The sequence below is a fragment of the Nodosilinea sp. LEGE 07298 genome, from assembly GCF_015207265.1.
Taxonomy (GTDB): Bacteria; Cyanobacteriota; Cyanobacteriia; order Phormidesmidales; family Phormidesmidaceae; genus Nodosilinea.
Genome location: NZ_JADEXE010000250.1, coordinates 1 through 10,004, shown reverse-complemented (window position 1 = coordinate 10,004; position 10,004 = coordinate 1). Strand labels below are relative to the sequence as shown.

General features: G+C 55.7%; 9 protein-coding genes and 1 tRNA gene. 4 read left to right on the top strand and 6 right to left on the bottom strand.

Going from position 1 to position 10,004, the window contains the following annotated elements; all coding sequences use genetic code 11:
* Window positions 1-229: 229 nt before the first annotated feature.
* Entirely contained in the window at window positions 230-703 is a 474-nt protein-coding gene (locus IQ273_RS25155) for an NUDIX domain-containing protein (protein WP_194025887.1), read from the top strand.
* 43 nt (window positions 704-746) lie between these two features.
* On the opposite strand, the gene IQ273_RS25150 is transcribed toward IQ273_RS25155, so the two are convergent.
* Window positions 747-1,133 carry a hypothetical protein gene (locus IQ273_RS25150; RefSeq protein WP_194025886.1) on the bottom strand — a complete coding sequence of 129 codons (387 nt, stop codon included), beginning with the start codon at window positions 1,131-1,133 and terminating at the stop codon, window positions 747-749.
* Between the two features lie 246 nt (window positions 1,134-1,379).
* On the opposite strand from IQ273_RS25150, the gene hslO reads away from it, so the two are divergent.
* Window positions 1,380-2,291, top strand: coding sequence for an Hsp33 family molecular chaperone HslO (gene hslO / locus IQ273_RS25145; protein WP_194025885.1), 912 nt, complete (start codon window positions 1,380-1,382; stop codon window positions 2,289-2,291).
* Window positions 2,292-2,334: 43 nt separating this feature from the next.
* Here hslO and IQ273_RS25140 read toward each other — a convergent pair whose 3' ends face one another.
* From IQ273_RS25140 to rsfS, 5 genes are all read right to left on the bottom strand, one after another.
* Window positions 2,335-3,654 carry a four-carbon acid sugar kinase family protein gene (locus IQ273_RS25140; RefSeq protein WP_194025884.1) on the bottom strand — a complete coding sequence of 440 codons (1,320 nt, stop codon included), beginning with the start codon at window positions 3,652-3,654 and terminating at the stop codon, window positions 2,335-2,337.
* Between the two features lie 205 nt (window positions 3,655-3,859).
* A tRNA-Met gene (locus IQ273_RS25135) sits at window positions 3,860-3,936 on the bottom strand.
* A gap of 121 nt (window positions 3,937-4,057) precedes the next feature.
* A complete protein-coding gene (locus IQ273_RS25130) occupies window positions 4,058-5,020 on the bottom strand; it encodes an asparaginase (protein WP_194025883.1) in 963 nt (320 codons plus the stop codon).
* 64 nt (window positions 5,021-5,084) lie between these two features.
* The gene (locus IQ273_RS25125) at window positions 5,085-5,576 is read right to left on the bottom strand and encodes a CGLD27 family protein (protein WP_194025882.1); all 492 of its coding nucleotides are present in this window, start codon (window positions 5,574-5,576) and stop codon (window positions 5,085-5,087) included.
* A 219-nt stretch (window positions 5,577-5,795) separates the two neighbouring features.
* Window positions 5,796-6,260, bottom strand: a complete 465-nt coding sequence (rsfS, locus tag IQ273_RS25120; protein WP_194025881.1) for a ribosome silencing factor — start codon at window positions 6,258-6,260, stop codon at window positions 5,796-5,798.
* Window positions 6,261-6,628: 368 nt separating this feature from the next.
* Between rsfS and IQ273_RS25115 the strand changes: the two genes are divergently transcribed.
* Together IQ273_RS25115 and IQ273_RS25110 are read left to right on the top strand one after the other, a co-directional pair.
* Window positions 6,629-8,272, top strand: coding sequence for a hypothetical protein (locus tag IQ273_RS25115; protein ID WP_194025880.1), 1,644 nt, complete (start codon window positions 6,629-6,631; stop codon window positions 8,270-8,272).
* Window positions 8,273-8,656: 384 nt separating this feature from the next.
* A partial coding sequence (locus IQ273_RS25110; RefSeq protein WP_194025879.1) for a cell wall metabolism sensor histidine kinase WalK occupies window positions 8,657-10,004 on the top strand: 1,348 nt, incomplete at its 3' end.

Here is a 10,004-nt window from a genome sequence, read left to right as displayed (position 1 = left end):
GGATGGGTTTGGGAACTCTAAATGTCTTAACAGATGCTACATAGATCAAAATATATAGATCAAATAGATATCAAACATTTTTGGGCCTGCCAGCTACAATCTGAGGGTCGATAGAGTCCCTGGTTTAGTGCTGTAACGGCTCATATCGTAAGTACGACACACTCAGGTTTAGTTCAATGAGCCAGGGTGTAGTGCGTTGGCGGAGCCTCCCTAGAAGGGAATTGCTGCTATGGCTAAAAAAAGCGCGGGGCTGCTCATGTATCGCACCCAGAATCACCACCTGGAGGTGCTGTTGGTGCACTCGGGCGGTCCCTACTGGGTCAATCGCCGCTGGCAAGCCTGGACCATTCCCAAGGGCGAAATTGACCCTGGGGAAGATACCTTTGAGGCCGCTAAACGCGAATTTTTTGAGGAAACCGGGCAGGCCCCAACGGGAGTCTTTCGCCCCCTGCAACCGGTGCGCCAGGCTGGAGGCAAACTGGTCTATGCCTGGGCTTTTGAAGGCAACTTTAACCCCGACACCCTACACAGCAATACCTTTGTGCTAGAGTGGCCGCCCCATTCAGGTGTACTAAAGGAGTTCCCTGAGGTTGATCAGGCCGCCTGGTTTGAACTAGAAGAGGCCAAGAAACGCATTATTAAAGCCCAGGGTCAGTTCTTGGATGAACTGGTGCACGTGCTGGGCCAGGTGCACCTATCTTAAACGTCTATAAGTCTAGGAGCCGGAGGGTCTAGAAGATTGGTAGCTAGGTTGTAGGCTGATGCAAAAATTGCCGCAGGCGCGCGATCGCTAGGCTTTGGCCCAGATTTAGGGGCAAAGCCGAAACTCCCTCCAGCCGTGACTGCACCCACTGCTCGCCCCAGTACCACTCGTGAAACCCGTCAATACCTCCAGACAGCACCATATAAAGGCTGTGATCGTTAACCTGCTTGACTTCGTGGTGAATTTCAACCGGGCCGAGATAGCTATTAAAACTGAGGCCGCTGTGCAACTCGTTGGGTAGCCCCTGACTAAATCGCTGCGGCCAGAGCCATTGGCTAAATTTGCTGGGCTGCACCAAACTGGCCTGAATTTGTCCCTGGTTAGCCTCAACTTCAATGCGAAGGCGGCTGTGCTGAAATGTGCCTAGCATAGGGTGGTGATGTGCCCGCAAACAACACCTCCCAGTATGCCAAAAGAAAACCAACCAGATAGGGGTTATGAGCGCGATTCGCAGAGCGTATAGCCTGCGGCATTGCACAAGCGAGAACTGACTCGGAACGAGTATCCGTCCCGGAATCGTGCCCTAGCGCCAGGGTCGGTAAACCCTCTCAAAACCGCATCCCCAAACCTTCTACAATTATTACTAAGCAATATTAAGGGAAGACTGGGGCAACGCATGGTAGATCAACTGATTCGGGCTACCGCCGCTGATGGCGGCATTCGGGTGGTCGGCGTTATCACCACAAAACTGACCGAAGTGGCCCGGCAGCGCCACAACTTATCCTACGTGGCCACGGCGGCTCTAGGTCGTACCATCTCGGCGGGGCTGCTGCTGGCCTCCAGTATGAAACAGCCCCAGGGCCGGGTCAATATTCGGGTTCGCGGTGATGGCCCCCTAGGCGGCATCTTGGTAGATGCCGGGATGGATGGCACCGCCCGTGGCTATGTGGACAATCCATCGATTGAACTGCCCCCTAATGCCCAGGGCAAACTGGATGTGGGCGGTGCCGTAGGCCGCAACGGCTACGTGTACGTCGTGCGCGATATGGGCTATGGCTACCCCTACTCCAGCACGGTAGAGCTGGTCTCTGGAGAAATTGGCGACGACCTCACCCACTACCTAGTGAACTCAGAGCAAACGCCTTCGGCTCTGGTACTGGGTGTATTTGTGGGGGCCAATGGGGTAGAAGCCGCTGGGGGGCTGCTGCTACAAATTTTGCCCCGAGCCGCTGAAGACGCCGAAATGGTAGACCTGATCGAAAGCCGTTTGGCTGGCCTGACGGGCTTTACCCCCCTGCTGCGGGCCAACAAAACCCTACCCCAAATTTTTGGCGACTTGGTTGGGGACCTAGGCCTGGAAATCTTGCCCGAAACTCAAATGGTGCAGTTTAGCTGCCCTTGTTCCTTCGATCGCATGCTGCGGGCGCTCAAAATGCTGGGCGAAGATGAGCTCCAGGACATGATCGAAAAAGACGAGGGGGCCGAAGCCATCTGCCACTTTTGCAATGAGGTCTACCACACCGACAGCGACCAACTGGCCCAGCTGATCGAAGATCTGCGAGAAGAGCGACAGGAAGCAAGCCGTTAGATTTGAGTGTAGAGACGCGACCAATCGCGTCTCTACGCCATTTTTAGCGGTTCATCAGACGTCGATAGGCGATCGCTAGCGCCATATCATCCCCCACATTGCCGGGGAACAGCACCACGGGCAAGTCGGGAAACTGAGAATGATCAGCAGGGGTGCGGACCACAGAAACTCCTGGCAAAATCTGACCCAGCAGGCGGGCCGTCCGTAGCGCTAACCCAGTGCTAAGCGTGTCATTGGAGGTGATGCCTCCTTTGCTGATCAAAAAGCCGATGTCGGCGGGCAGGCCTTTAATCACATCCATCAGCAGGGAGGAGACCTCGACACCAAAGTCGAGGCGGGCCTGTACGGTGTCAAAGGTGAGTTCGCTGCGGCTGGTGTAGACGGCGGGCACCTGGTCGCTGCTGTAGGCGGTTTTGACCTGCGCCAAGATATCCGTGAGCAGTTCCTGGCGGGCCGTGGGGCCACCATCTCGCAGCTGGGTCACATTTACTTCAATGCCGGTTACCCCTGGCTCTTGCAGCAATTGGTCTAGCTGTTGGGTCGTTTTCTTCACGTGGGAGCCGACGATGATAACGCCGGGCTGTCCACCGCGTACGTAGGTGCCCATGTGGTCAGCATCGATGGGCTGGGCAGGGAGAGCCGCCAGTGCCGTAAGAATACTGGCGGCGCTGCGAAACAAAAAGCGCTTGCCCTGGGCAGCGGCGGTGAGCAGGTCTTGGGCAAACTGGTCAAGGTCAGTCTGGGTTTCGCCATCGACAGCGCAGCAGACGTTGTTTTCTAGGGTCATGAGCCGCTCTAGGGATCCGGCGCGAATATCGGCCAGGGTAAAGCGCTCGACCGCCTGAGACGGGATGCGTCCGGCAGTTTTTTCGGCTGCATAGTCGGGCAGATAACTGGTGCTGTAGCCAAACACCGAATCTTTGGCAAACTCGGTCTCGTGGACAGGGACAGGTTCGCCATTAACGATCAAATAGTGAGTGCTGTCGCGGGTGATGCGACCTCCCTCAAAAAAGGCGGGCACCAGAAAGTGAGCGTCGAAGGGGCCAAGCTCATCTGCGATCGCATCGGTTTCCACCGGGTAGTGGCCCCGCAGGGTTGAGTCAGAGCGGCTGACCACAAGAAAGTCTTGAATGCCGACCAGGGCGATCGCCTGCTTCAGATTTTGGCAAACCTCTCGGGTGACCGCCTCAGCGGCGGCGGCGGTGAGCGCGCGGGTATTGGTCAGCACAAAGAAAATCGGCGCGGCATCTTGCAACCCTTGGCACAGCGTTTCTACGTCCCACTGCATTAGCAGTAGGCAGCTGTGCACTGTTTGAGATCCAGTGGGGTCGTCATCTAAAACAATAATCTTGGGCTGAGCCATGGGTGCTGCTCTCGACGGGGTCAACAACAATCGCGATTGCCTAAGCACTATAGCGCTGGCCAATGCGCTTAGGACACAGAGGTCATTACCATTGGCAAAAACTGGACGGCGCACTGGCTATATTGCCCATTAGCAGGCCGTTAGCCCAGCTAGGCCAAACAAAAAGGGTTCCCAGAATACTTCTAGGAACCCTTTTTGATTTAGTTGGTGGCGGGGCATGGATTTGAACCATGGACCTTCGGGTTATGAGCCCGACGAGCTACCAGACTGCTCTACCCCGCGTCGACTTATTCAGTATAGCGATAAATGTTCTCAGTTAACAATCTAATTTTCTCTAAAGACAGTCTTTTTTTCGACAAATGGGCTGTAATCCTTTGAGGACAGTACTTACAGCTCATCAAATTTAATACATCATGGGCAGATCGCCGACCACATCGAGCCGCTTGTAGTTGCCAATTTCCATATAGGTTTCAGCCAGGGTGTCGGCCACCGTGGGTGAAATCCAGCCGAGCTGACGGAGGGTAAAGATGGCGGTGGCGTATTTGGCCCGCTTGGCTCCGTCAATCACCTTAATGGCTACACCAAGCCCCTCACCCACTCGGCCAATGCACTGAATGCCTTCGGCTCCCGATTTACTAACTAAGGCCCCGCTGGTTAAGGTCATCAGCGTGGTGTCAAAGGAGTCGGGGCCGCCCACCATATCAGGGTGACTGGTCATGGCCCGCACAATGCGTTCCATATCCAGACTGCTGCCCGATGAAAGCATGGCGTAGAGCGTCGCCATCTGGCTGAGCTGCATGAAGTAGGTGGGGGCACCGCAGTCGTCGTGGGCACAGATAAACTCGTCGGAGGGCATACCCAACAGTTCTGAAATTCGCGACACAATCAGCTTTTGCACCGGGTGATTGCGATCGAGGTAGCTCTCTAAGGGCCAGTTGCGCTGCTGAGAAACAGCCAGCATGCCGGCGTGCTTGCCCGAGCAGTTGTGCTCTAAGGGGCTTTTTTTGCCCGCTGGGATAGGACAACGTAGGGCGGTAGTATCGAGATCAGCCTGCCAAAGAATGTGAAAGACCTGGCGCACCTGCTCGATGGTGCCTTGATGGGAGCCGCACATAATCGCTAAATCACGATCGTCGAGGCTGTAGCGCTCTAGTGCACCCGCCGCCGTTACTGCCAAAGCTTGAAAGGGCTTGAGCGCCGAGCGCATGAAAGTCCCCAACTCGCCGTTGCCAGCCACTGATAGGGTGCGGCCCCGGTTATCGCACACTGCCACGTGGGCGATGTGGTTAGACTCTACAATGCCCTCCCTCAGCAGCTGTATCTGTAGCTCTTTGGTTTGGTGTCGATTAACCCGACTGCTGGTCATAATAGAGGCTCTGCGGTGATGAACAAGAGTGTGCGACTGGTGCAGCCACTGGAAAGACGGCCCGTTACACCAGGAGAGGCCAGGTAATTAGACCGAGGGCCAGCAGCAGGGCTATCACCCCCAGAGTGCGGCGAATGCGCTGAAGCACAGGCTGCACTTGGTAGTCTACGATGAGGCGATCGCGGTTTGATACTTCTTCTGGCTTAATCCAAAGTTGGCCATCGTACCAGCCCGACTCTTCGTAGGGCACAGTGGTCTGCCGGAGTCGCCCCCCCACGTGGGCCCAGCCCACGTAGAGCTGTAGCAGCGCCAGCAAGGGCAGCACCAGTGCCCCCATGGCAGCGCTAAGGCCGAAAGGCATTGGATGCTTAGCTGGTACAAAGCTGGCCGCTGCCATAGGCCCGGCCACTGCCCAGCCGACGATCCAAAGCACAACTACCGGCTTGAGGTACCCCGTTAAGTTGCGGCTACCCCAGCCGTAAAACCAAGAATCTCGTACATCCTGGTATTCGTTGATAGGCTGCTGCTCAGCCGGTACAGGACATCTTTGAGGCATTGCCACCGACACTACGCAAATCTAGCTCTAGCCTAAACGAATTGCCTACCAATAGGAACTCTACAGGGCAATTCATTGGTCGCCACCACGGCCACAAAGCCTTTGGCTTGGCTGCGCCTACGCCCTCACCCAAATTCACACCACCGGTCAGCAGCGCCTGACTACATCACTGTTTACTGCTCGGCAAGCAGATGGCAGGGGAAAATTCTAGTCTAGTGATTAAAACTGAGACGGGCTAAAGTGCTGGCTAGAGGATGGGTAGACAATCTGGTTGGCGTGGCCCCAAAAGGCTTCTAAATCGTAGTAGTCTCTAGCCTCGGGCATGAAGATGTGGGCAATCACTTCGCCATAGTCCATCACAATCCAACTGCCCTCGCCCTGGCCTTCAACCCTTAAGGGACGACGGTTGTGGTCAGTTTCAAGGGCTGCTTCGATCGATCGGGTAATGGCGCGCACTTGAACCGCCGAAAACCCGGTCGCCACCACAAAATAGTCGGCCAGATACGATACATCTCCCACCTGCAAGATCGTAATGTTACCTGCTTTGCGCTCATCGGCAGCGGCAGCAATGGCATAGGCCAGCTTGAGAGCATCATCTTCAGCTGGGCTGGGCTGGGAGGCGCTGGCGCTTTCCGGCTGAACCGCGTCGCTAACGGCAGGCTGACGGTGGGGAGAATGGGTCATAAGCAATAGGGTAATGGGGTAAAGCTAAGCAGGGTTACCTAGAGCACGGGCGTAACATGGCCCGCCACCTGAATCAGGCGTTGTAACTTCATTGTAGAGGATGAGTCTAAGTGCCCGCAGGGTTAACGCCGAGCATAGACATAATCTGTTATCGAACGGTTAGCGCCAGAAAAGTGGTTGTCGGTCTCTGGTCTGGGTACCTTAAAGGTTCTGTGGGGACAAAGTTCGAGATCCTAAACGGGGCGCAGCGTATATCATTGATCGTCAATATTTATTAGTAGCTGCTAAGGCGGGAGAGGTGTTGCCTTTTTGCCTTTCAGGCGTAAATGCTCTGCGGCTCGGCTTTATTTTTTACAGGGGAAAATACGATGCCTCAACTTACGCAAGGTCTTATTGTTGCTGTTTTAATTGGCCTACTACTGGCCATTATTGTGGGATATTACCTTCGCCAGAGTCAGGTGAATGAGTTGAGTGAGGCGTTGCACCAAAGTCAGCAGCGGCAGGATGATCTGGCCAAAGAGCATGAGCAGAGGCTGCGCGAAGCCACCCTGCAACTACAACAAGACTACGAAGCGCAGCTAACTGAGCGCATGGAGCGCTACCAGGCTCAGTATGATGAGCAGCGTAGCCAGATGGAGGTCGAGTACCAAGCTCGCCAGAGCATGATGGGCGGTGTCTCGAACGAGGTAGATAGCACCATTGAGCAACGTATTCGCAAGCAGTACGAGGCTCGTCTTAAAGAAGCCGCCACCAAAATTCAGCAGGCCTACGAGCAGCACCTGCAGGAGAAGCTGGTTGAAGCGCGATCGCAGGCCCAGCAAGACTATGACCAACGCCTGGCCGAGGCGATCGCTCACTACCAGGACGAGACTCAGGCTCGCCTAGCCCAAGACACGGGTAATATTCCCCTGGGTGCCCTGGTGCCGGAGCCGTCAACAGTAGATAGTGCAGAATCCACCGACTTGGCCGAGGTCGAAGCTAGACTTCAAGCTGAGTATGAGCAGCGGCTAGCTGAACGCATTTCCGAGTATCAAGACGACACAGCCCAGCGTCTGGCTCAAATGGCACAAGACTACGAGGTCCGTTTGCAAATGGCCCAGGCTAGTTCCCCAGGAGCCGGATCGATCGCAACCGAGCCCTCCGCTGAAGAACTGGAGCTGAACCTGCGGCGAGAGCTAGAAGCCAGCTTGCGCGAAGAGTATGAGCAGCAGCTAGCCGAAAAAATTGAGCACTACCAGAATGAACTCACCCAGCGCACCCAGGAGCTAGAGCAAAGCTATGAGGCCAGGCTGCAGCTACAGCAGTCTTTGCCGTCTGAGGCCCCTGCCCCCATAGCTGACCCAGGCGAGTTTGATTTGGATACTGCGATCGCCGCCGCCAATGCCGCTACCCTGGCCGCTGGCCTAGAAGCCGGCCTAGATCTAGGCGGCGCTTTTCCCCCTGATCCTGCTGCCCCACCCGCCGCAGACGCTGATATAGATTTTGATGCCACCTTTCTAGACAACGATCTAGAGAGCCCTGAGGGCAACGAGTTTGCTCTAGACCCCGGCTTCGATACCGAAAACCTGGAATCTACCGGCTTCGATAGCGATCTAGACCTTGAGAGCGATCTCTCCTTTGAGTCTGCTGCCCCGCCTGCCGCAGACGCTGATATGGATTTTGATGCCGCCCTTCTAGACAACAATCTAGAGAACTCTCAGAGCGATGAGTTTGCTCTAGACTCCAGCTTTGATACCGGAAACCCAGAAGCTATAAGCTTCGACAGCGATCTAAACCTTGAGAGCGATCTCTCCTCCGAACCCGCTGCCCCGCCCGCGATAGACGCTGATAGGGGTTTTGATGCCTTCTTAGAGACCGATCTAGAGAGCGCTCAGGGAGATGATTTCGCTCTAAGCCCTGACTTTGAGGCCGAAAGCCTTCTCGATCTAGACGCTCTGCTCAATGCCCCAGACCAAAACAACGCCTCCGACGATCTGCTGAATAGCCTGGACGACCTTAGCGATTTAAGCTGATGAAAAAGGGGGAATCATAGCTGATCAGAAATATCCGTAATCAAAACGCCGTAATTTCCTACGACAGAATAGGGCTCATAGCATTTGATCAAGGTGTTGACTAAATGCTTACCTTGTATGCCCTCCAATGATTCATGAAGGCAATCCGGAAAACATACCTCTAGGCACTACCTGTAGCGCTTGGCTAATTCATAGAACGCCAGAAAAATCAGCGAACCGTGAGTCAGCTATTAGGATGATACGGCAGGTATATTGACTCTCTGTGTAACAGAATTTTGATATCCCTCAAAGACCTTGAAACCAGAGGCAGAGGATGCTCAACAGGCTATAAAAATGGCCTAATTCATTCTAAACTTTGTCACTCGAAAATTGCCCTAGTTCTCTATGTTTCAGGCGACTCGGCAGCGGCTTGCGCTCTGGTATACGGCGGTAACGGCGGTGCTGCTGCTGCTATTTGCCAGTGGGTTTTACCTCTACGTGCGCACCACCCTGGTGGAGCGGGTAGATGACACCCTGAACCATGTTGTGGAAATTGTGGAGCGATCGCTGGTGATCGAACCCGATGCCGCCGGGGATCACATCTTCGCCTCTATCGATACCAGTGGCCCGCCGCTGCGAGTCAACGTAGAAGCCAGCTTTCGTGACAATGCCCGCGCCGTCGAAGACGACCACATCGACCTGGAGTGGTTTGGCCCCGATGGGCAACTGCTGTGGTCTACCTTTACAGACCTCCAGCCCGTGCCCCTGCACGTGAACCCAGCGGGCGAAACGGTGCGCGTAGGGCAAGAGACCTTCTTTCGCCAAATTACCGAGCGGGTGCAGGCTGACGGCCAAGTGTTGGGCTACCTGCGGGTTAGCCACCCCTGGTTTGAGGTGACAAAGCCCAGCCGTCGGCTGATTGTCGATCTCGCCCTAGGCACCAGCCTAATGGTGGGGGCGGTGGCGGCGATTGGCTGGCTGCTGTCGGGGATCGCGATCGCCCCCGTGCGTGAATCTTATCAACAGCTGAAGCAGTTTACCGCCGATGCCTCCCACGAGTTGCGCAACCCGATCGCGGTGATTCAGACCAATGCCCAGGTAGCGCTGTCGGATCCCGATCCCGACGTCGAAATTCAGCAAAAGCAGTTTCAGGTGATTGAGCGGCTGACCCGGCGGCTGGGGCGACTGGTGGATGACCTGCTGTTTTTAGCCCGTCAGGAGAGCGGCTTGATTGCCCTAACCCCAGCTTCGCTTAGCCTGGAGGGGCTGCTGGAGGATGTGGTGGAAGAGCAGCAGGTGATGGCCGCCGAGCGGCAGATTACTCTGCGGGTAGAGGCGTTCCACGGGGATCAAGGGAAGCATCGTTCTGGCACTCAAAAAACCCTCGCAGCACCTCCCACCGCCAGCTCCACGATTTTGGGCGATCCCAGCCAGCTCATCCGGCTATTTACCAACCTGATCAGCAATGCGGTGCAGTACACCCCCCAGGGCGGTAACGTGACGGTGCAAGTCAAGCCCACTAAGCACCAGGGACAGCCGGGGGTACAGGTCACGGTAAAGGATACCGGCATTGGGATGGATGAGGAAGCTGTGGCCCACGCATTCGATCGCTTCTACCGAGCTGATCCCTCCCGCTTACGCAGCGGCGAACAGGGGACCGGGCTGGGGCTGGCGATCGCTAGGGTGATTGTCGAGACCCATCGGGGCCACATTCACCTAGAGAGCCAGCGGGGCAAGGGCACTAGGGTGACGG

Coding starts and splice junctions, on each gene's coding strand:
- IQ273_RS25140 (WP_194025884.1), bottom strand. CDS start 3,654: ATGGCTCAGCCCAAGATTATTGTTTTAGATGACGACCCCACTGGATCT.
- hslO (WP_194025885.1), top strand. CDS start 1,380: ATGGTAGATCAACTGATTCGGGCTACCGCCGCTGATGGCGGCATTCGG.
- IQ273_RS25125 (WP_194025882.1), bottom strand. CDS start 5,576: ATGCCTCAAAGATGTCCTGTACCGGCTGAGCAGCAGCCTATCAACGAA.
- rsfS (WP_194025881.1), bottom strand. CDS start 6,260: ATGACCCATTCTCCCCACCGTCAGCCTGCCGTTAGCGACGCGGTTCAG.
- IQ273_RS25150 (WP_194025886.1), bottom strand. CDS start 1,133: ATGCTAGGCACATTTCAGCACAGCCGCCTTCGCATTGAAGTTGAGGCT.
- IQ273_RS25130 (WP_194025883.1), bottom strand. CDS start 5,020: ATGACCAGCAGTCGGGTTAATCGACACCAAACCAAAGAGCTACAGATA.
- IQ273_RS25115 (WP_194025880.1), top strand. CDS start 6,629: ATGCCTCAACTTACGCAAGGTCTTATTGTTGCTGTTTTAATTGGCCTA.
- IQ273_RS25155 (WP_194025887.1), top strand. CDS start 230: ATGGCTAAAAAAAGCGCGGGGCTGCTCATGTATCGCACCCAGAATCAC.